Annotated in this window: 19 protein-coding genes and 1 other RNA gene; 10 read left to right on the top strand and 10 right to left on the bottom strand. The window is 74.5% G+C overall.

Annotated elements, in window-relative coordinates; all coding sequences use genetic code 11:
• The first annotated feature begins 586 nt into the window (after nt 1–586).
• Entirely contained in the window at nt 587–742 is a 156-nt protein-coding gene (locus tag NQU55_RS27660) for a hypothetical protein (RefSeq protein ID WP_168094376.1), read from the top strand.
• 114 nt (nt 743–856) lie between these two features.
• Here the strand turns inward: NQU55_RS27660 and NQU55_RS27655 are convergent, their stop codons facing one another.
• The 3 genes from NQU55_RS27655 to chsH3 all read right to left on the bottom strand — a co-directional run bounded on the left by NQU55_RS27655 (nt 857) and on the right by chsH3 (nt 3,850).
• Nucleotides 857–1,798: a 3-oxoacyl-ACP reductase gene (locus NQU55_RS27655; RefSeq protein ID WP_284702629.1), complete on the bottom strand. Its 942-nt coding sequence runs from the start codon at nt 1,796–1,798 to the stop codon at nt 857–859.
• A 13-nt stretch (nt 1,799–1,811) separates the two neighbouring features.
• The gene (locus tag NQU55_RS27650; protein ID WP_168091884.1) at nt 1,812–2,888 is read right to left on the bottom strand and encodes an alcohol dehydrogenase catalytic domain-containing protein; all 1,077 of its coding nucleotides are present in this window, start codon (nt 2,886–2,888) and stop codon (nt 1,812–1,814) included.
• Between the two features lie 98 nt (nt 2,889–2,986).
• On the bottom strand, nt 2,987–3,850 hold the full coding sequence (chsH3, locus tag NQU55_RS27645) for an enoyl-CoA hydratase ChsH3 (protein ID WP_168091885.1): 864 nt from the start codon (nt 3,848–3,850) through the stop codon (nt 2,987–2,989).
• Nucleotides 3,851–3,985: 135 nt separating this feature from the next.
• Here chsH3 and NQU55_RS27640 point away from each other — a divergent pair, with 135 nt between their 5' ends.
• Nucleotides 3,986–5,140 (top strand): sensor histidine kinase, encoded by a 1,155-nt coding sequence (locus tag NQU55_RS27640; RefSeq protein ID WP_168091886.1) that lies wholly within the window; start codon nt 3,986–3,988, stop codon nt 5,138–5,140.
• Nucleotides 5,137–5,742, top strand: coding sequence for a response regulator transcription factor (locus NQU55_RS27635; RefSeq protein WP_168091887.1), 606 nt, complete (start codon nt 5,137–5,139; stop codon nt 5,740–5,742). Before NQU55_RS27640 ends, NQU55_RS27635 begins: the two co-directional genes overlap by 4 nt.
• A gap of 88 nt (nt 5,743–5,830) precedes the next feature.
• Here the strand turns inward: NQU55_RS27635 and rnpB are convergent.
• Nucleotides 5,831–6,233, bottom strand: an RNA gene (gene rnpB / locus NQU55_RS27630) — RNase P RNA component class A.
• Nucleotides 6,234–6,315: 82 nt separating this feature from the next.
• On the bottom strand, nt 6,316–7,779 hold the full coding sequence (locus tag NQU55_RS27625) for an RNB domain-containing ribonuclease (RefSeq protein ID WP_168091888.1): 1,464 nt from the start codon (nt 7,777–7,779) through the stop codon (nt 6,316–6,318).
• Between the two features lie 132 nt (nt 7,780–7,911).
• Here NQU55_RS27625 and yaaA point away from each other — a divergent pair, with 132 nt between their 5' ends.
• A complete protein-coding gene (gene yaaA, locus NQU55_RS27620; protein WP_168091905.1) occupies nt 7,912–8,718 on the top strand; it encodes a peroxide stress protein YaaA in 807 nt (268 codons plus the stop codon).
• A gap of 78 nt (nt 8,719–8,796) precedes the next feature.
• Nucleotides 8,797–9,459, top strand: coding sequence for a bifunctional 4-hydroxy-2-oxoglutarate aldolase/2-dehydro-3-deoxy-phosphogluconate aldolase (gene eda / locus NQU55_RS27615; protein ID WP_168091889.1), 663 nt, complete (start codon nt 8,797–8,799; stop codon nt 9,457–9,459).
• Between the two features lie 14 nt (nt 9,460–9,473).
• Here the strand turns inward: eda and NQU55_RS27610 are convergent, their stop codons facing one another.
• The gene (locus NQU55_RS27610; RefSeq protein WP_168091890.1) at nt 9,474–10,187 is read right to left on the bottom strand and encodes a hypothetical protein; all 714 of its coding nucleotides are present in this window, start codon (nt 10,185–10,187) and stop codon (nt 9,474–9,476) included.
• Nucleotides 10,188–10,343: 156 nt separating this feature from the next.
• Between NQU55_RS27610 and NQU55_RS27605 the strand changes: the two genes are divergently transcribed.
• The 3 genes from NQU55_RS27605 to NQU55_RS27595 all read left to right on the top strand — a co-directional run bounded on the left by NQU55_RS27605 (nt 10,344) and on the right by NQU55_RS27595 (nt 14,393).
• A complete protein-coding gene (locus NQU55_RS27605) occupies nt 10,344–11,822 on the top strand; it encodes an alkaline phosphatase D family protein (RefSeq protein WP_168091891.1) in 1,479 nt (492 codons plus the stop codon).
• Nucleotides 11,823–12,008: 186 nt separating this feature from the next.
• Entirely contained in the window at nt 12,009–13,307 is a 1,299-nt protein-coding gene (locus tag NQU55_RS27600) for a multidrug effflux MFS transporter (protein WP_168091892.1), read from the top strand.
• A 66-nt stretch (nt 13,308–13,373) separates the two neighbouring features.
• On the top strand, nt 13,374–14,393 hold the full coding sequence (locus tag NQU55_RS27595) for a small ribosomal subunit Rsm22 family protein (RefSeq protein ID WP_168091893.1): 1,020 nt from the start codon (nt 13,374–13,376) through the stop codon (nt 14,391–14,393).
• Between the two features lie 96 nt (nt 14,394–14,489).
• On the opposite strand, the gene ddaH is transcribed toward NQU55_RS27595, so the two are convergent.
• Together ddaH and NQU55_RS27585 are read right to left on the bottom strand one after the other, a co-directional pair.
• Complete coding sequence (ddaH, locus tag NQU55_RS27590; RefSeq protein WP_372504821.1) at nt 14,490–15,320, bottom strand: dimethylargininase; 831 nt, start codon at nt 15,318–15,320, stop codon at nt 14,490–14,492.
• Between the two features lie 115 nt (nt 15,321–15,435).
• On the bottom strand, nt 15,436–15,618 hold the full coding sequence (locus NQU55_RS27585) for a DUF6243 family protein (protein WP_168091894.1): 183 nt from the start codon (nt 15,616–15,618) through the stop codon (nt 15,436–15,438).
• A gap of 119 nt (nt 15,619–15,737) precedes the next feature.
• On the opposite strand from NQU55_RS27585, the gene NQU55_RS27580 reads away from it, so the two are divergent.
• Together NQU55_RS27580 and NQU55_RS27575 are read left to right on the top strand one after the other, a co-directional pair.
• A complete protein-coding gene (locus NQU55_RS27580; RefSeq protein ID WP_168091895.1) occupies nt 15,738–16,370 on the top strand; it encodes a TetR/AcrR family transcriptional regulator in 633 nt (210 codons plus the stop codon).
• A 163-nt stretch (nt 16,371–16,533) separates the two neighbouring features.
• Complete coding sequence (locus NQU55_RS27575; protein ID WP_168091896.1) at nt 16,534–17,256, top strand: bifunctional DNA primase/polymerase; 723 nt, start codon at nt 16,534–16,536, stop codon at nt 17,254–17,256.
• Between the two features lie 49 nt (nt 17,257–17,305).
• On the opposite strand, the gene NQU55_RS27570 is transcribed toward NQU55_RS27575, so the two are convergent.
• Together NQU55_RS27570 and efeU are read right to left on the bottom strand one after the other, a co-directional pair.
• Nucleotides 17,306–18,235, bottom strand: a complete 930-nt coding sequence (locus NQU55_RS27570) for an SCO2278 family lipoprotein (protein ID WP_505017609.1) — start codon at nt 18,233–18,235, stop codon at nt 17,306–17,308.
• On the bottom strand, nt 18,168–19,139 hold the full coding sequence (efeU, locus tag NQU55_RS27565; RefSeq protein ID WP_168091898.1) for an iron uptake transporter permease EfeU: 972 nt from the start codon (nt 19,137–19,139) through the stop codon (nt 18,168–18,170). Before efeU ends, NQU55_RS27570 begins: the two co-directional genes overlap by 68 nt.
• Nucleotides 19,140–19,168 lie beyond the last annotated feature (29 nt).

Raw genomic sequence — 19,168 nt, 5'->3', positions numbered from 1 at the left:
CGAAGTCCCGCCTCCCGGGCCGCAACCGGACGAGCCCGCCCCCGCGGCGCGGCCGCAGGAGTCGTTGCTGCATCAGGTGCCTTGCCCGCCGCAGGCGTCACCGCCCCTGATGGAGCGGCCCCACGAAGGGCCCCCGTCCTGCCCGCCGCAGGCGCCCCCGCAGGCGCCCCCGCAGGCATCCCCCCAGGCGGAGCGCGGTGAGTCGCCCGCGTCCGTGTGGACCGCCGTGCCTCCCACCGGGCTTCCGGGAGCCGGGATGCCGGGTGCCTGGTCCGTCGCGGCTTCCGGGGGCGCGCCGTCCAGGCCCGTTCCCTTGCAGCAGGCGCCGCTGGGACGGGAGCCCCGGCCCTGAGCGGCCGCCGAAGCGGCGGCCGACTCGCGGCCCGGCCGGGTGGCCCGGGCGATCAAGGTCCCGTTAGAATCCGGGCGGGGGTTGCGCAGCTGTGCCGGACGGTGACGGTCACCGTCGTGAGCCGGACGGCCGTGCGCGGAGGGCGTGTCGGCGTCCGCCGACACCGCGCGTCACTGCCGTGGCAGCCCCCTACGCGCAAAGCACGCATCCCCATCCGACGGAGTGACTTTCCCCATGCCCGACGCCCGAACCGACACGACCGAGGCGCGCCCCCTTGAGGCGTCCCAGGCCGCAGCCGCCGGCTCCGGCAGGCACCGTGGTCCGGCTTCCCCCGACGACAACAGCTCCCCTGCCCACGGCAAGCACCGCCGTACGCCGGAAGGCCACTGACCGGCCTCGTTGACGATTCCGGTCAGCCCTCGGGCGCCGGGTGGTCCCGCTCAAGCGGAGACTCCCGGCGCCCGAGGCGTTTTCCCCCGCCGTTCCCGGCTGTCCCGGCCGTCCTCAGCCGGGCCCGAGCTGCCACACCTCCGGCGCGGCGAACGTCTCCCCGGGCGGGCGCCCGGCGAAGTGCGGGGTGAGCAGCCCGTCCAGCTCCTCGGCCGTGAAGACGCCCCCGGACGTGCCGAATCGCGCCGCGACCTTCGGCCGCTCCATGACGGCGACCATGCCGCCGTGCACGAGGAGGACCTGCCCGGTCACCCCGGCCGCGGCGGGCGCGGCGAGGTAGCCGACGAGGGGCGCGACGTGCTCGGGGGCCAGCGGGTCGGGCCCGCCGTCCGCGGGGGTGCCGATCCCGGCGAAGATCTGCTCGGTCATCCGGGTGCGGGCCCGCGGGCAGATGGCGTTCACGGTTACCCCGTATTTGCGCAGGGCCTCCGCCGTGGAGGTGGTGAGGCCGACGACGCCGCCCTTGGCCGCCGCGTAGTTGGGCTGGCCGGGTGAGCCGATGAGGAATGCCTCGGAGGAGGTGTTGACGATCCGTCCGTACACCGGCCGCCCGGAGGCCTTCGCCCGTTCCCGCCAGTGCGCGGCGGCGAAGCGCACGGTGTTGAAGTGGCCCTTGAGGTGGACGCGGACGACCGCGTCCCATTCGTCCTCGGTCATGGAGAAGACCATCCGGTCGCGCAGGATGCCCGCGTTGTTGACGAGGACGTCGAGCGAGCCGCCGCCGGTCTCGACGGCGAGCCGGACGAGGTCGCGGGCGGTGGCGAAGTCGGCGACGTCGCCGACGTGGGCGGTGGCGCGGCCGCCGGCCGCCCGGATCTCGGCGGCGACGGCCTCGGCGGGCGCGGCCGACGCCTCGCCGGAGCCGTCCGCGCCGGGCTGCCCGTAGTCGTTGACGACGACGTGCGCGCCGAGCCGGGCCAGTTCGAGGGCTTCCGCCCGGCCGAGGCCGCGCCCCGCGCCGGTGACGATCGCGGTCCTGCCGTGCAGGGACACCATGCCGGTCACCCCCTCAGATCTCGATGCAGGTGCGCAGCGCCTCGCCGGTCCGCATCTGTTCCAGGGCGTCGTTGACGCCGGACAGCGGGACCCGGTGGGTGATCAGGCCCGCGAGGTCGATGCGGCCGGCCCGCCACAGGGCGACGGCCCGTTCGTACGAGCGCAGGACGTCCCCGCCGCCGTACAGGGACGGCAGGATCTTCTTCTCGTCGAAGAACAGCTCGAACATGTTGATCTGGAAGAGGTCGTCCACGGCCCCGGCCCCGACGACGCAGAGCGTGCCGCCGCGCCGCGTCGTCTCGTAGGCGGCCCGGGCGGTGGCGGAGGTGCCGACGACCTCGAAGGCGTAATCGAAGCCCTCGCCGCCGGTGACGCGCGCCCGGGCGTCGGCGAGCCCGTCGGGCGGCACGGCCTCGGTCGCGCCGAAGCGCAGCGCGGCCTCGCGCCGGGAGGCGACGGGGTCGACGGCGACGATCTGCGCCGCGCCCGCGGCCCGCGCGCCCTGGATCGCGCAGATCCCGACGCCTCCGCAGCCGATGACGGCGACGGAGGAACCGGCGGTGACGTCGGCGGTGTTGAGGGCGGCGCCGAGGCCGGTGGTGACGCCGCAGCCGATGAGGGCGGCGATGTCGTAGGGCAGGTCGTCGGGGATGGGCACGGCGCAGCCGGCGCCGACGACGGCCTCCTCGGCGAAGGTGCCGGTGCCGGCGAAGCCGAAGAGGTCGGAGCCGTCCATGCGGAAGTTGGGGGTGCCGGCCTCCATGAGGCTCGCCAGGCACAACTGGCTCTGGCCGCGCTTGCAGGCGGGACAGCCGCCGCAGGGCGGCAGCCAGCAGACCAGGACGCGGTCGCCGGGCCGCAGCCCGGTCACGCCCTCGCCGACCTCGACGACTTCGCCCGCGCCCTCGTGCCCGGGGACGAAGGGCACGAGCTGGGGCAGCACCCCGCTCATCGCGGACAGGTCGGAGTGGCACAGCCCGGTGGCCCGCATGCGCAGCCGGACCTTGCCGGGGCCGAAGCCCACCGCTTCGACGTCGTCGCGGACTTCGAGCCGGGGCCGCCCCGTCTCGTGCTGTACGGCTGCGCGCATGACGGACTCCTCTGACGTGGGAACGACGTAGGAAGGGGCCACTGCGGGTGAGGGGGAACGGGGTCTCTGCGGGTGTGCGTCCGGGTGCGCCCGCGCGCTCACCCGTGCGTGAGGACCGTGTCCGCGAGGACGGGTGCGTCGTCGCGCTCCACGGCGCTGACGGCGACCTGGATCCGGCCGGGCGCCGGGGTCTCCCGCCACATCCGCACGCGCAGCGTCTCGCCGGGGTAGGCGACGCCGGCGAAGCGGGTGCGGTACGCGCGGACGCGCGTGACGTCCCCGGCGAGGGCGGTGTCGACGACGGCCTTGAGGGCGATGCCGTACGAGCACAGGCCGTGCAGGATCGGCCGGTCGTAGCCCGCGAGCTTGGCGAACTCGGGGTCGGCGTGCAGGGGGTTCCAGTCGCCCGAGAGGCGGTAGAGGAGCGCTTGGTCCTCGCGGACGGGCCGCTCCACGGTGGCGTCGGGGGCGCGGACGGGCGCCTCCAGGCGGGTGGAGGCGCCGCGTTCGCCGCCGAAGCCGCCCTCGCCCTTGACGAAGATCTCGCTCTCGCCCGTCCACAGCGGCCCGTCGGCGTCCGCGGCCTCCGAGCGCAGCACGATGACGGCCGCCTTGCCCTTGTCGTGGACGGCGGCGACGCGGGAGGTGAGGGTGGCGGCGCCGCGGACCGGGAGCGGGCGGTGCACGGTGAGGGACTGGCCGCCGTGCAGCACCGCGGCGAGGTCGATGTCGATGCCGGGGGCGGAGAGGCCGCCGGCCTGCGCGGCGCCGCCGCCGGCGACGGTGGCGAAGCTCGGCAGGACGTGGAGCCGGCTCTCCAGGGTGTAGCGGAGCTCGTCCGGGTCCGTGGCGGGGGTGCCCGCGCCGATGCCGAGGTGGTAGAGCAGGACGTCCTTGTGATCCCAGGTCAGGGAGGTGCTGCGAGGGGCGGCGGCGACGGCCCTGCGTACGTCGATGGGCATCGGGAACCTTCCTAGAACGCGTTCTAGCCGATCCGATGGAACCCCCTGTATAGCCGGGTCCGGGACAAATGTCACGGGTGGCCGCCCACACTTGCATCTGCCCAGCTCAGCGGCGGGTTTTCTAAGGTCGAAGCCATGAGTGACAGCAAGGCCGGGATCGAACGGCACAAACCACCGGGGAAATTCGCCTTCCTTCCCTGGCTCTTCATGCTCACCGGGGACGTCCAGGACCTGTTCCGGGGCGAGGTGCCGCTGCCGTGGCTCGGCGGGCCGGGCGTGCTGGCCTTCGCCGCGCTGTACGCCGCCACGGTCTTCACCGGTCTCGACGCGCGGTACAAGGCGACCCGCGTCCCGCGCCTGTCGCTCGCCGGACTGGCCGTCGCCACGTACGCGCTGACCATCGGGTACGGCGGCGACTGGCTGCTGTGCTTCCCGCTGCTGTCGCTGGCCTCCGGCATCGTGCTGCGGCGCGGGCTGACCGAGAGCGGGCGCCGCCTCGGCGTCATCGTCCTCACCCTGGCCGGCTCGGCCGGCCTGATCGCGAGCATGCGCGGCGGCCCCTCGGAATCGCTGACCGTCGCCTACGGGACCCTGCTCTCCGGCTTCGTCACCGCCGCGATCCTCAGCCTCTTCGAGACGGTGGCCCAACTGCGCGCCACGCGCGAGGAGCTGGCCCGCAGCGCCGTCGAGCGGGAACGGCTGCGGTTCTCGCGCGACCTGCACGACCTCCTCGGGCACACCATGTCCGTCATCGTCGTCAAGGCCGAGGCCGTGCGCCGGCTCGCCCCGCGCGACCTGGACGCCGCCGTCGGGCAGGCGGCCGACATCGAGGCGGTGGGCCGGCAGGCCCTCACCGAGATCCGCGAGGCCGTCACCGGCTACCGCGAGGGCAGCCTCACCACCGAACTCGACCGCGCCCGCTCCCTCCTGGAGGCCTCCGGCATCACCGCCGACCTGCGCCAGTCCGGCCCCCCGCTGCCGCCGCAGACCGCGGCCCTGCTGGGCTGGGTCGTCCGCGAGGGCGTCACCAACGTCGTCCGGCACAGCGGCGCGGGCCGCTGCACCGTCGAAGTGCGCGGCGAGACCGACCAGGTGCGCCTGGAGATCACCGACAACGGGCGCGGCGTAGGCTCGGGGCAGGGCGCGCCGGGGACGGGCCTGAAGGGCCTGACGGAGCGCATGGCCGCCGCGGGCGGCCACCTGACCGCCGGCCCGGACGGGCGCAAGGGCTTCCGGCTCGTGGCCGAACTGCCCGTGGACTCGGAGTCCGAGGAGGACCGCACCGCATGATCCGGCTTTTGCTCGCGGAGGACCAGGGGATGATGCGGGGCGCGCTCGCGCTGCTGCTCGGGCTGGAGGAGGACATAGAGATCGTCGCCCAGGTCGGCGACGGCGACGAGATCGTCCCCAGGGCCCTGGAGACGAAGCCCGACGTCGCGCTCCTCGACATCGAACTGCCCGGCCGCAGCGGCCTGGACGCCGCCGCCGACCTGCGCGCCCGGATGCCCGGCTGCCAGGTGCTGATCCTCACCACCTTCGGCCGGCCCGGCTACCTGCGCCGCGCGATGGAGGCCGGAGCGTCCGGCTTCCTCGTCAAGGACGGCCCGGTGGAGGAGCTGGCCGCGGCGATCCGCCGCGTCCTGGCCGGAGAGCGCGTCATCGACCCGGCCCTGGCCGCCGCCGCCCTCAGCGCCGGCCCCAACCCCCTGACCCAGCGCGAGCGCGACGTCCTCGCGGCCGCGGTCGACGGGGCGACCGTGGCGGACATCGCGGCCAAGGTGCACCTGTCCCCGGCGACGGTCCGCAACTACCTCTCCGCGGCCATCGGCAAGACCCGGACCCGCAACCGCATGGAGGCCGTCCGCGCGGCCCGGCAGAACGGGTGGCTGTGACCGGACGGACACGAAGCCCCCGCGGCGCCGCGGGGCGGCGGGCCGCGGGGGCTCGTACAGCCGCGGGGGCTCGTACAAAGACAGGCGGCGGACGAGTCGGCCTGTACGCCGGGTTCTGTCACCCGGGTCCCTTGCGGGGCCCGGGGTAGCGGCCATCCATCTAGGCCTGCCGTTGCCGGCAGGCTCGTGCGGTCTACCCGCGGACTCGGGCGGGCAGCCCTCGATCGTCCGCGCAGGGCCGCCGCGAAGGCGGCCCCTCTTGACCTTGCTCCGGGTGGGGTTTACCTAGCCGCCTGAGTCACCTCAGGCGCTGGTGGTCTCTTACACCACCGTTTCACCCTTACCGGGAGCCTCGCGGCCCCCGGCGGTCTGTTTTCTGTGGCACTGTCCCGCGGGTCACCCCGGGTGGGCGTTACCCACCACCCTGCCGTATGGAGCCCGGACGTTCCTCGGGGGATCCGAAGACCCCACGCGGCCGCCCGGCCGGCTCGTCCGCCGTGCCGACCATGCTACCTGGCGGGGGCTGTCACGATCGCCCGGGGAGAACGCGGAGCCCGTCGCCGCCGCTCCCGCTCAGGCCGGGGCGAACCACACCTTGTCGCGGCCCGGGTCCGCTTCGATCACCCGGACGCGCATGCGGTGCCCCAGGGGCAGGGGAGGGCCGTCGCCGTCGCCCTCGATGTGGCCGATCACCGCCGGCTCGTAGAGGTGGACCGTGCCCGCGGTCGGGCGGTCCGCCTGGACGTCCACCACGTAGGCGTCGAAGACCTGGCCGATCCGGTCGCGCAGCAGCGCCGCCTCGACCAGGTCCACGCACTCCCGCTCCACCTGGCCCGCGCGCCGCGCCCCCGCCTCCATCTCGCCGGGCAGGGAGTCGAGCGCGGCGCGCACCCACTCGGGCGGGTCGGTGCCGGCGGCCGCGGCCAGGCACAGCTCGCCGGTGTAGCGGTCGACCAGGCGGCGCAGGGGGGCGGTGCAGTGCGCGTACGGGGCGGCGAGGGCGGCGTGGCCGGGGTCCGTGGGCAGCGGGCGTTCCGCGGGGCGTTCGCGGTCGAAGACGGTGTAGCCCGCGCCGCGCAGCAGCGCCGTGCACTCCTGGAGGAAGGCCGCGTGCTGGGGGTGGGAGGGGTCGAGCGCGCGGACGACGACCGCGTACGGCATGTCCTCCGGCCAGGTGACGCCGAGGGCGCGCGCCACGCGCCGCAGCCGGTCGACCGCCCGCTCGGGCGCGGCGGGCAGGGTGCGCAGGACGCCGGTGCCCGCGCGCAGCATCAGGTCGGCCGCGGCCATGCCGGTCATCAGGGATATCTGGGCGTTCCAGCCGTCCGCGGGCAGCGGCGTGCGGTAGGCGAGCGCGTAGTGGCCGCCGCGGCGCACGATCTCCTGCTCGGGGACGTTGAGGGAGATGCCGCCCCGGGCGCGCTCCAGCGCCTCGCGCCGCATCCCGATCTCGCGCAGCAGGGCCAGCGGATCCTCGGCCCTGCCGGAGTCCACGGCGGCCTGGACGGCCGCGTAGTCGAGCCGGGCCCGGCTGCGGACGAGAGCGCGCCGCAGGTCCGTCCCCTCCACGCGGCCGTCCGCGTCGAGGTCGAAGCGCCACAGCAGGGCGGGCCGGCTGTGGTCGGGGAGCAGGCTGGCCGCGCCCTCGCCGAGGACGGCGGGGTGGAGGGGAACGCGCCCGTCGGGGTAGTAGAGGGTCACGACGCGGCGGTGCGCCTCGGCGTCCAGGGCCTGGCCGGGGCGGACGAAGGCGGCGACGTCGGCGATCGCGTAGTGCACGCGGAAGCCCCCGCCGTCGCGCCGCTCCAGGTACATGGCCTGGTCGAGGTCCATCGAGCCGGGCGGGTCGATGGTGAACAGCGGCAGCTCGGTGGCGTCGTACGCCGGGAGGCGCGGCCGGCGCGCGGCCTGCTCGGCCTCCGCGAGGGCGTCGGCGGGAAACTCCTCGGTCACCCCGGTGTCCTCGCGGAGCCGGCGCAGCGCCGCCCGCAGGGGGCTGCCGTCCGCGTCGGTCACGTGCATCTTGCGGCGAGGCATGGGACGAGCGTATTTCCGGTGCGGGCGCGGGGCACGGCGAGTGTGGCGTGCGGCGTCGGGACCGGGAGCCGGGGGTCGGGAGCCGGGTCGGCGTTAGGCTCGTCGGGATCCGTACCGATGGGAGAAGACACCGTGCTCGTGCTGTTGCCGCCGTCCGAGGGGAAGGCCGCCGCCGTCGGTTCCGGCGCCGGGGCCGCGCTGGAGGCCGGTGCGCTGTCGCTGCCCGGGCTGGCCGGGGCGCGGGAGACCGTGCTGGCGGAGCTGGTGGAGCTCTGCGCGGGCGACGAGGACAAGGCCGCGGAGGTGCTCGGCCTGTCCCCGGGGCTGCGGGGCGAGATCGCGAAGAACGCGGCGCTGCGGACGGCGGGCACCCGCCCCGCGGGCGAGGTCTACACCGGCGTCCTCTACGACGCGCTCGGTCTGGCCTCGCTGGACGCGGCGGCGCGGGAGCGGGCGGAGCGCTCGCTGCTGGTCTTCTCGGGGCTGTGGGGCGCGGTCCGGGTCGGTGACGCGATCCCGTCGTACCGCTGCTCGATGGGCGTGAAGCTGCCGGGCCTGGGCGCGCTGGGCGCGTACTGGCGCGGCGTCATGGACGACCACCTGCCGCAGGAGGCGGGCGACGGGATGGTGCTCGACCTCAGGTCGGCCGCGTACGCCGCCGCGTGGAAGCCCAAGGGCGCGCTCGCCGAGCGGACGGCGACCGTGCGGGTGCTGCAGTCGAAGATCGTGGACGGGGTGGAGAAGCGGTCCGTCGTGAGCCACTTCAACAAGGCCACCAAGGGCCGGCTGGTCCGGGACCTGCTGACGGCGGGCGCGGAGCCGGCCGGGCCGGCGGAGCTCGCGGAGGCGCTGCGCGGCCTCGGGTACGCGGTGGAGGGCGGCGCGCCCGCGAAGGGCGGCAAGCCGTGGGCGCTCGACGTGGTGGTGACCGAGCTCTGAGGGCCCCTCGCCGGAGCTCTCGTTGCACATAGTGCAACGACCGTTGCGTTAAGTGGCGGCGGCGCGCAGGATGGCCCCGTGACCGCCGCCGCGCCCGTCCCGGCGCCCGCCTCCGTCCTGGGCCTCGCCCCCGTCCTCCCCGTCGCCGTCCTCGCCGACGCGTCCGACGCGGTGCCCCTCGCCCGTGCGCTCGTCGCGGGCGGGCTGCCGGCGATCGAGGTGACGCTGCGGACGGACGCCGCGCTCGATGCGATACGGGCCGTCGCCGCGGAGGTTCCGGAGGCGGTCGTGGGCGCGGGGACCGTCCTCTCCCCGGCCCGGGCGGAAGCGGCGGCCCGCGCCGGGGCCCGCTTCCTGGTCAGCCCGGGCTGGACGGACCCGCTGCTGGAGGCCCTGCGAGGGACGGGGCTGCCGTTCCTGCCGGGCGTCTCGACGGTCTCGGAGATCATGGCCCTGCTGGAACGCGGCGTGAGCGACATGAAGTTCTTCCCCGCACAGGCCGCCGGCGGCACGCCGTACCTCCGGTCCCTGGCCTCCCCGCTCCCCGGCGCCCGCTTCTGCCCCACCGGCGGCATCGGCCCCGACACGGCCCCGTCCTACCTGGCCCTGCCGAACGTCCCCTGCGTCGGCGGCTCCTGGATGCTCCCCCAGGACACCCTCGCCCGCCACGACTGGCCCCGCATCACCCGACTGGCCACCCGGGCAGCCCGGCTGGGGCCCGGCGCGACGGCCCCTGCCTGACGGATCGCGCCCCGCTACGACCCGAACGTGAAGTTGGAGTGGTTCGTGGCCAGTTGCCTGCCGTCCGGGCCGTATGCCGTGACCTGCAGCTGCCAGCGCACCGTCGGGGTCGGGACGAGGAACGTGGGGTGCCAGTCCGTGCTGTCCCACGCCAGGACCGGGGAGCCGATCACGCTGTCGCCGCTCATGCTCTGCTTGGTGATGTCGTTGTAGGTGTGCCACCTGATCGTGCCCGTCCGGCCCTTGAGGCCCCTGAAGGTCACGTTCACCTGGACCTTGGTGACCGTCGGGGTGACCGGGCCCTGGGTGAGGACGCTGACGACCCGTGCCGACACCGCGGGCGAGGACGGTGACGGGGTGCGTGAGGGGGTGACCGGCAGGGGCGGGGTTCCCGGGCTGGAGGAGCCGGCCGAGCCCCCCGTGCCCCCTGTGCTTCCCGAACTCCCTGTGCCTCCTGACCCTCCCGAGCCCCCCGAACTCCCCGATACCGCAGGGTTCGACGAGCCTGCCGGGGCCGGTGGGCCCGTCGCCGGCGGGGGCGCGGTCGTCGGGTCGCGCCCGCCCGCCTCGTCCGCCTCGAAGGGGCCCGCCTTGAAGAGCACCGGCAGGATCGCCGCCAGCACCACGGCCAGGCCGCCGGTCACCCAGTACTTCCACACGTGGGACCAGAAGCGGTTCTCGGGTGGTGGTTGTGGTTGTGGTTGCGGAGGGTCTCCGTCGTGGCTCACCGCGCCACCTCCCCCGTGGTGTCCGGCCTCGCCTCCTGGGACGGTACACCTGGAACGGGTCGTTCGGGCGGGTACGGAGCAGGCGGGGCGGAACCGCCGGCGAAGGCCGTGACGCGGCTCTTCACAGGCGCCCCAGCGGCGCGCAATCTGAACGGCATGACCCCCCTCTCCGAAAACCCCTTCACCCTCGGAGTGGCCTCCGGCGACCCGCTGCCGGACTCCGTCGTGCTGTGGACCCGGCTCGCCCCCCGGCCCCACGAGCCGGGCAACGGCCTGCCCGCCGAGGGCGCCATCACCGTCCAGTGGGAGCTCTCCGAGGACGACGCCTTCCGCCGCGTGGTGCGCAGCGGCACGGCCGCCGCCCCGGCCGCCGACGGCCACACCGTCCACCTGGACCCGTGCGGCCTCGAACCCGGCCGCACCTACTGGTACCGCTTCCGCGCCGAACGCTGGATCAGCCCGGTGGGCCGCACCCGCACCGCGCCCCGGGCCGACGCGTCCGTCCCCGCCGCCCGCTTCGGCCTGATCTCGTGCCAGCAGTACGACGAGGGCTACTACACCGCCCTCGGCCACCTCGCGCGCGAGGACCTCGACGCGGTGTTCTTCGTGGGCGACTACATCTACGAGAACGCCATCGACGCCCGCGCGGGCGCCCGGAACTACACCGAGCCGCTGCCGGAGTTCTACAACCACTGGACGCACACGCTGGAGGACTACCGCCAGCGGTACGCCCTCTACAAGTCCGACGCCGAGCTCCAGGCCGCGCACGCCGCCCACCCCTGGTACGTCACCTGGGACGACCACGAGGTCGAGAACAACTACGCGGGCGACGTCTCCCAGGACAACGACCCGGTCGACCGCTTCCGCGCCCGCCGCGCCGCCGCGTACCGCGCCTACTGGGAGAACATGCCGCTGCGCGGCCCCCAGCGGCCCTCGGGGCCGGACCTGCGCCTCTACCGGCGCTTCGGGTACGGCCGCCTCGCGCAGTTCGACCTCCTCGACACCCGCCAGTACCGCTCCGACCAGGCCTACGGGGACGGCTGGCACATCCCCGGCCCCGAGTCGCAGGACCCGGCCCGCACGATCACCGGCGCCGCGCAGGAGCGCTGGCTCCTCGACGGCTTCCGCACCTCCACCGCCACCTGGAACGTCGTCGCCCAGCAGGTGTGCTTCTCCCAGCGCAAGGAGACGCCCGGCGCGTCCTCCCGGGTCAGCATGGACACCTGGGACGGCTATCCGGCCTCGCGCGACCGCGTCCTGGCCGGCGCCGGGCGGGCGGGCGTCCGCAACCTCCTGGTCCTCACCGGCGACGACCACACCCACTGCGCGTACGAGGTGAAGGAGGACTTCGACGACCCGGACTCCGCCACGCTCGGCGTGGAGTTCCTCGGCACCTCCGTCTCCAGCGGCTTCGACGGGCAGGAGCGCCCCGAGGACTGGGAGACGGCGCGCGCGGCGAACCCGCACCTGAAGTACTACGACGCCCGGCGCGGGTACGTCGTCGTCTCGCTCGACCCGGAGCGCGTGCGGGGCGACTTCCGGACGGTGTCCGGGGTCACCACCCCGGGCGCGCCGGTCTCGACCGCGGCCTCGTTCGTCTCGGAGGCGGGCGCTCCGGGGCTCCGGGAGGCGTGACGGCCCGGCGCCGCCTTCCGGGGGCGGCGCATCGGGTCGCGCATCAGGTCGCGCATCAGCTCAGTGCACCGGCTCAGTGCGTCCCGTCACACCCGCCCCCCGAATAACGTGTAAGACCCAAGTATGGGCCGCGGTCATGACACCATGGTTGAACAGACGACGACCACGGAGCACGGAGCGCGACGCATGACGGACCCGGGCCAGGACACGGCCGAGCAGGAGCAGCAGCCCGCCCGGCCCGCCGAACGCCACTCCGCGGGTCCCGGCATAGCCGGGGCCCGTGCCGCCCGCGCCACGGGCCTCATCGTCACCCTCGTCCTCGGCGGCCTGACCGCGCTGCCGCCGCTCTCCATGGACATGTACCTCCCGGCCCTGCCGGAGGTCACCGGCGCGCTCCGCAGCCCCGCCGCGACCGTCCAGCTCACCCTCACCGCCTGCCTCCTGGGCATGGCGCTCGGCCAGCTCGTCGTCGGCCCCATGAGCGACAAGTGGGGGCGCCGCCGCCCCCTCCTCGCCGGCATGGCCGTCTACGTCGTGGCCACCGCCGTCTGCGCCCTCGCCCCGAACGCCGGGCTGCTGATCGGCTTCCGCCTGGTGCAGGGCCTCGCCGGTGCCGCCGGCATCGTCATCGCCCGGGCGGTCGTGCGCGACCTCTACGACGGCGTGGCCATGGCCCGCTTCTTCTCCACGCTCATGCTGATCTCCGGCGTGGCCCCCGTCGTCGCGCCGCTCATCGGCGGCCAGATCCTGCGCCTGACCGACTGGCGGGGCGTCTTCGTCGTCCTCACCGCCGTCGGCCTGCTGCTCACCCTCGCCGTGTGGCGCTTCCTGCACGAGACCCTGCCGCCGGAGCGGCGCCAGGCCGGCGGCCTCGGTGCGACCCTGCGCGCGATGGGCGCCCTCCTGTCCGACCGGGTCTTCACCGGCTACATGCTCGCGGGCGGCTTCGCCTTCGCCGCGCTCTTCGCCTACATCTCGGCGTCCCCCTTCGTCGTCCAGGACATCTACGGGGCCTCCCCGCAGACCTTCAGCCTGCTCTTCGGCCTCAACTCGGTCGGCCTCGTGCTGGTCGGCCAGATCAACGGCAAGCTGCTGGTCGGCCGCGTGAGTCTCGACAAGGCCCTCGCCGTCGGCCTCGTGGTGATCGCCCTGGCCGCCGCCGCGCTGCTGCTGATGGCCTCCGGCGTCTTCGGGAAGGCGGGCCTCGCGCCGATCGCGGGCGGGCTGTTCGTCCTGATGTCCGCGATGGGCCTGGCCATGCCCAACACCAACGCCCAGGCCCTGATGCGCTCCCGCGACGCCGCGGGCTCCGCCTCGGCCCTGCTGGGCACGTCCACGTTCCTGCTGGGCGCGCTGGCCTCGCCGCTCGTGGGCATCGCGGGGGAGGGCACGGCGGTGCCGATGGCGGTCGTGCAGCTGGTCTGCGCGCTCGCGGCGGCGGCGTGCTTCCTGGGCCTGTGCCGGCCCTGGCAGAAGCGCGACTGAGCCCGCCGGCGGCGCGACCCGGCGGTGCCGGACTGCCGTCCGCCGCGGCCGCTTAGACTTTTCCGAATGCACGCCCCCCATTCCCCCCGGTCCGGCGACGAACTGCGCACCGCGCTCGCCGGGCTCCTCGACGGTCTGCCGCCGCGGCGGGCCGCGCAGGCCGTCGACCGGCTGATCGCCAGCTACCGGGGGCTGACCCCCACGGACGCCCCCGTGCTGCGCGACCGCTCCGACGTGGCCGCGTACGCCGCCTACCGCATGCCGGCCACGTTCGAGGCCGTGCGGTCCGCGCTGGAGGCGTTCCGGGACCGGCTGCCGTCCTTCGTGCCCGCCTCGCACGTGGACGTGGGCGGCGGCACGGGCGCGGCGACGTGGGCCGTGGCCTCCGCCTGGGAGGGCGAGAGCCGGGAGACGACGGTCCTGGACTGGGCCGCGCCCGCCCTCGCGCTCGGTGCCGAGCTCGCCGGGGAGGCCTCCGAGCCGGCCCTGCGCGCGGCCCGCTGGGAGCGGGGGATCATCGGCGACGGCCTGAGGGTGCCGGAGGGCACGGACCTCGTCACCGTCTCGTACGTGCTGAAGGAGCTGACGGACGCGGGCCGCGCCGCGGTCGTGGCCGAGGCCGCCCGCACGGCGCGGGCGGTCGTGATCGTCGAGCCGGGCACGCCCGACGGCTACTTGCGGATCATCGAGGCGCGCGACCGGCTGATCGCGGCCGGCTTCCGCGTGGTGGCGCCCTGCCCGCACAGCGCGGCGTGCCCGATCGAGCCGGGCGCGGACTGGTGCCACTTCTCGGCCCGGGTGAGCCGCTCCTCGCTGCACCGGCAGGTCAAGGGCGGCTCACTGGCGTACGAGGACGAGAAGTTCTCGTACGTGGCGGCGGTACGGGGTGACCTGCCGGAGGCGCCCGCGTCCGGGCCCGCCCGCATCGTCCGCAGGCCGCAGATCCGCAAGGGCCAGGTCCTCCTCGACCTGTGCACGCCCGAGGACGGCCTGACCCGCGAGACGGTGACGAAGCGGCACGGAGACGCGTACAAGGTGGCCCGCGACGCCGACTGGGGCGACGAGTGGCCTCCGGCCGGGGCGTGACCCGGGTGCTCCGCCGGCCGCGGACCGTGCGTGGCTGACCGCGCAGTTCCCCGCGCCCCTCACGGGGCGCGGAACCAGGACGCGGGAGCTACGGCGCTAGCCCCGTAGCTCCTGCGTGCAGCACTTCACGCTGCCGCCCCCCTTCAGCAGCTCGCCGAGGTCCATCCCGATCGGCTCGTACCCCCGTGCGCGCAGCGGTTCGAAGAGCCCCACCGCCGCCTGCGGCAGCAGCACGTGCCGCCCGTCGGACACGGCGTTGAGGCCGAGGGCCGACGCGTCCTCCTCGCTCGCGATCAGGGCGTCGGGGAACAGCCGTCGCAGCACCTCCCTGCTGCCCGCCGAGAACGCGCCCGGGTAGTACATGATCTCGCCGTCGGTGGTGTCGTCGAGGACGCAGAGCGCCGTGTCCAGGTGGTAGTAGCGGGGGTCGACCAGGTCGAGGCCGATCACCGGCCGGCCGAAGAACTCCTGCGCCTCGGGGTGGGAGAGCGGGCTGCTGCGGAAGCCGCGCCCGGCCAGCAGCCAGGAGGCGGTGACGGCGAAGTCGCCCTCGCCCTCGTTGATGTGCTCGGGTTCGAGCACCTCGGCGTAGCCCCGCTCCCGGAACCAGGCCGCGTGGACCGCGGCCTCGGCGGTCCGCTCGGGATGGGCGAAGCGCGCGCCGAGCACCCGGCCGTCCACGACGGTCGCGCCGTTGGCGGCGAAGACCATGTCGGGCAGTCCGGGCCGGGGCTCGAGCTCCTCGACGGTGTGCCCGAGGGCCAGATAGCGGTCCCTGAGGTCCTCCCACTGCGCGAGCGCGAGCGGCAGGTCGACCGGTTTGGCCGGGTCCATCCAGGGGTTGATGGAGTAGGTGACCTTGAAGTGGGCCGGGGGGCACATCAGATAGCGCCGCGGAGTGGCTGCGCGTGGAGCTGTACTACGCAAGGAGTGCTCCTCACGGTGGTGTTGGGCACGTACGGGATCGTCGTGCGTGCCCAAATCGTCCACGCTCCACGGGCTTTGGCGCATGAACCGTACGGGTGGTTTACCGCTGGCTCACTCACGCGCCGGTGGTTCCGCTTCGCCCTTCCCGCAACTTCCGCAGCAGTTCCCGCTTCTGGGCCGCCGCGTCGCCGCCGCCTCCGGCGCGCCCGCCCCGGCCGCCGCCGCGCAGGGCGTTGCGGGAGAGGTTGCTGCGCGTGCCGCCGACTCCGAGCATGCCGCCCGATCCGCTCCTGCTCATGGGGTGCTCCCTTCGATTGAGCGAGACGCTCCGTCTCGCTTCGTCGGTCATCATTCAACGAGACGTATCGTCTTGTCAAGACGATACGTCTCGCTTCACGCGGGGGCTAGGATGCCGCCATGACCGACGCCCCGACCCCGCCCCCGTCGTCCTCGCCGGCCCCCAAGGCCCCCGACGCCTCCCGCCGCAGCGAGCGCTCCCGCCGCGCGATCCTCGACGCCGCCCTGGAGCTGATCGGCGAGACCGGCTTCGCGAAGCTCACCATCGAGGCCATCGCCGCCCGCGCCGGCGTCGGCAAGCAGACCATCTACCGCTGGTGGCCCTCCAAGGCGGCGGTCCTCTTCGAGGCCTGCGTCCTGGAGGGCGTCGACCCGGCCGGCGTCGAGCTCCCGGACACCGGCGACCTCGCGGCCGACCTCCGGACCGTGCTGCGGGCCACCGTCGACGAGCTCAACGACCCGCGCCTCGACGCCCCCACCCGCGCCCTGGTCTCCGAGACCGCCAACGACCCCGAGCTCGGCCGCGCTCTCACCGAAAAGGTCCTCGAACCCCAGCTCCAGGCGTACGCCCGCCGGTTGCGCGCCGCCCAGGAAGCGGGCCAGGTCGACCCGGACGCCGACGTCCGCATCGCCCTCGAACTGCTGGTCGGCCCGCTCTTCCACCGCTGGCTGAACCGCACCCTGCCGCTCACCCACGCCTACGCGGACGCCGTCCTCGACCTCGCCCTGCGCGGTCTCGCACCGCGCCCGTGACCCGTCCGGCGCAGGCTCCGGGCCGGCCGGGACGGCGGACGGGATAGATGGCCCCGCCCGCGCGAGCGGCCGGTCTCACACCCCCTGGATCCGTCCGACGGTCACACCAGGCGCAGGATGGTGGCAGCATTGACCGGAGACCGCGGTCGAAGTGAGGGGATAGATGGAACGCAAGAGCAGGTTCTCCCAGTGGCTGCGCCGCCCCAGGAGCGGAGCGGGTGGCGGTACGGGCACGGGCGCGGCATCCGAGGCCGCCCGCGAGGAACTGCTCCTGGCCGCGGCAGCCGCGGGCTTCCCGCTGGCCCCGGCCGCCCACCCGTCCGGGTACGGCTGTTCCTGTGAGCGCATCGGCTGTCCCACCCCCGGCCGCCACCCCGTCTCCTTCGCCTGGCAGACCCTCGCCACCACCGACGCCGAGAAGGTCACGGCGTGGCTGCGCGGCCAGCCGGAGGCCAATTTCGTCACCGCCACCGGCATCGCGCACGACGTGCTCGACGTCCCCCTGGAGGCTGGCCGGCAGGCCCTGGAGCGGCTGCAGAAGGCGGGCGTCGAGACCGGGCCCGTGGCCACCGTCGCCCCCGACCGCATGCTCTTCTTCACCGCCACCCGCGGCACCCCGGACGACGAGGACGAGTGGTGGCCCTGCGAGCTCGACTGCCATCCCGAGACGATGGACGAGCATCCGGGCCTGCGCTGGCACTGCCGGGGGAGCTATGTGCTGCTGCCCCCCTCGCGGCTGCCGGAGGAGTCCGGGGTGGCCTGGCTGCAGGGCCCCGAGCGGCCGCTGCCGGATCCGCTGACGCTCCTGGAGACCCTCACCGACGCCTGCGCCCAGTACGCGGGCGGCCGCCCCGATCACGAGGCGGCCTGGCCGATCGGCCGCTGACCGGGCCCGTCCGGCTCGCCCCACCGCCCGGTTCCGTACGCCCGGCGCGCTATTCGCCCTGCGCGGCCGTCATCGTGTCGATCCGGTTGAGGAAGTTGATCATCCCGCCGTCCGCGTCCCGCGGGGGCACCTCGACCGCCGCCTCCGAGACCCGCGTGTACGTCACCGAGCGCTTGAGCTCGCCCTTCAGCAGCGCCTTCGTCCGCGGATCGGTGACCGCGGGCCGCAGCCCCTCGGCCATCGTGCGCTTCTCCCGGTGGTGCGCGGTGAAGAACACCAGCGCACCGCCGCCCTTGGTCCGCAGCGCCGGAGCGGGGAAGGCGGGGGCCTTCTCCGGGGTGTCGATGAACTCCGTCCAGAAGGTGGCCGTGCGGCGCACCTTGTCGCGCTCCTCCCGCAGCCCCGTGGTCCGCGGGCCCGGCACGAAGCCCTTGCCCTTGCCGGTGCGCAGGAAGTCGGTGTAGAGGGCGCTCACCTTGCCGGGGTCGGCCATCAGGCCGTGGTCCTTGCCCGCAACCGCCGGGACGGCCTCCGCGTGCCCGTCCTTGCCGGTCGTGAACTCCGGCACCTTCCCCGGGCTGACGATCGACAGGTAGGCCGCCTTCCACGGCTCCTTCACCCCGTACCGCGTGAAGACCACGAGCCAGCGGTTGGCGTCGCGGTTGCTGCGGGTGTCGGCGAGGAAGAACTTCGGCCAGCCGGCCTGCGCGGGTATCGCGAAGCGGGCGTCGTCGAGGACCAGGGAGGGGTACTTCGGGTTGCCGCCGGGCGTCTGGACGCTCTGCGCCGCCAGGTCGGCCTTGCCTATCTCGGCCAGCGCACCGGTCTCGACCCGGGCGATGACGCCCGGGTCGAGCTTGCGGTAACCCTCGTTGTAGCCGTCGGTGAAGGCCTTGAGGACCTTGGCGGCCTCAGCCCTGCCCACCGACGGGACGATCTCCCGTTCCCCGTGCACCGTCATGCACCCGGTCGCCGTCAGCAGCAGCGCCGCCGCCGTTACCGCCGTCCGCCTCGTGCGCGGTCCGCGGCCGGCCCCCCGTCGTCTCATCGGGCTTCGACTCCTTGGTGGCTGCTCGGTTCGGCGCCACCCTACCCGGGGCGAAGAACACCAGGAGGGTGGGTACCAGATACAGCGCCCACGCCGCCACCTGCAGCCAGGTCGGGTCCGGCTGGAAGTTGAAGACGCCCTTGAGCAGGGTGCCGTACCAGCTGTCGGCCGGAACCTGCTCGCCGACGTCGAACGCCTTGTCCCCCAGGCCCGGCAGGATCCTGGCCTCCTGCAGGTCGTGGAAGCCGTAGGCGAGCACGCCGGCCGCGACCACGATCAGCATGGTGCCGGTCCAGGTGAAGAACCTCGCCAGGTTGATCCTCAGCGCGCCGCGGTAGAACAGCCAGCCCAGCACGACGGCCGTGAGCAGCCCGAGCAGCGCGCCGGCCAGCGGCCGGACCCCGTCGTCGGTGGCCTGCACGGCCGCCCAGACGAACAGCGCGGTCTCCAGCCCCTCCCGGCCCACGGCCAGGAACGCGGTGACGACCAGCGCGCCCGTGCCCATCGCGAGCGCGGCGTCCAGCTTGCCGTGCAGCTCCTTCTTCAGGTGCCGCGCGGTGCGCCGCATCCAGAAGACCATCCACGTCACCAGGCCGACGGCGACGATCGACAGCGAGCCGCCGAGCATCTCCTGGGCCTCGAAGGTCAGGGTCTGCGAGCCGTACTGGAGCAGCGCGCCGAAGCCCATGCTCAGCAGCACGGCCGCGGCGATGCCGGCCCAGACCGGGCGCAGGGCGTCCCGGCGTCCGGTCTTGACGAGGTAGGCGACGAGGATGCAGACGACCAGGCTCGCCTCCAGGCCCTCGCGCAGGCCGATCAGATAGTTGCCGAACACGCGGCATCTCCTCTCCGGGAAGAACCGGT

Origin of the sequence: Streptomyces telluris, assembly GCF_024519335.1 — a bacterium.
Classification (GTDB): domain Bacteria; phylum Actinomycetota; class Actinomycetes; order Streptomycetales; family Streptomycetaceae; genus Streptomyces; species Streptomyces telluris.
This window is presented reverse-complemented; position numbering and strand designations above follow the sequence as displayed.

Excerpts from the sequence above, each read along its gene's own strand:
- NQU55_RS27660 (WP_168094376.1), top strand. The coding sequence starts at position 587 with ATGCCCGACGCCCGAACCGACACGACCGAGGCGCGCCCCCTTGAGGCG.
- NQU55_RS27655 (WP_284702629.1), bottom strand. The coding sequence starts at position 1,798 with ATGGTGTCCCTGCACGGCAGGACCGCGATCGTCACCGGCGCGGGGCGC.
- NQU55_RS27650 (WP_168091884.1), bottom strand. The coding sequence starts at position 2,888 with ATGCGCGCAGCCGTACAGCACGAGACGGGGCGGCCCCGGCTCGAAGTC.
- chsH3 (WP_168091885.1), bottom strand. The coding sequence starts at position 3,850 with ATGCCCATCGACGTACGCAGGGCCGTCGCCGCCGCCCCTCGCAGCACC.
- NQU55_RS27640 (WP_168091886.1), top strand. The coding sequence starts at position 3,986 with ATGAGTGACAGCAAGGCCGGGATCGAACGGCACAAACCACCGGGGAAA.
- NQU55_RS27635 (WP_168091887.1), top strand. The coding sequence starts at position 5,137 with ATGATCCGGCTTTTGCTCGCGGAGGACCAGGGGATGATGCGGGGCGCG.
- NQU55_RS27625 (WP_168091888.1), bottom strand. The coding sequence starts at position 7,779 with ATGCCTCGCCGCAAGATGCACGTGACCGACGCGGACGGCAGCCCCCTG.
- NQU55_RS27605 (WP_168091891.1), top strand. The coding sequence starts at position 10,344 with ATGACCCCCCTCTCCGAAAACCCCTTCACCCTCGGAGTGGCCTCCGGC.
- NQU55_RS27600 (WP_168091892.1), top strand. The coding sequence starts at position 12,009 with ATGACGGACCCGGGCCAGGACACGGCCGAGCAGGAGCAGCAGCCCGCC.
- NQU55_RS27595 (WP_168091893.1), top strand. The coding sequence starts at position 13,374 with ATGCACGCCCCCCATTCCCCCCGGTCCGGCGACGAACTGCGCACCGCG.
- NQU55_RS27585 (WP_168091894.1), bottom strand. The coding sequence starts at position 15,618 with ATGAGCAGGAGCGGATCGGGCGGCATGCTCGGAGTCGGCGGCACGCGC.
- NQU55_RS27580 (WP_168091895.1), top strand. The coding sequence starts at position 15,738 with ATGACCGACGCCCCGACCCCGCCCCCGTCGTCCTCGCCGGCCCCCAAG.
- NQU55_RS27575 (WP_168091896.1), top strand. The coding sequence starts at position 16,534 with ATGGAACGCAAGAGCAGGTTCTCCCAGTGGCTGCGCCGCCCCAGGAGC.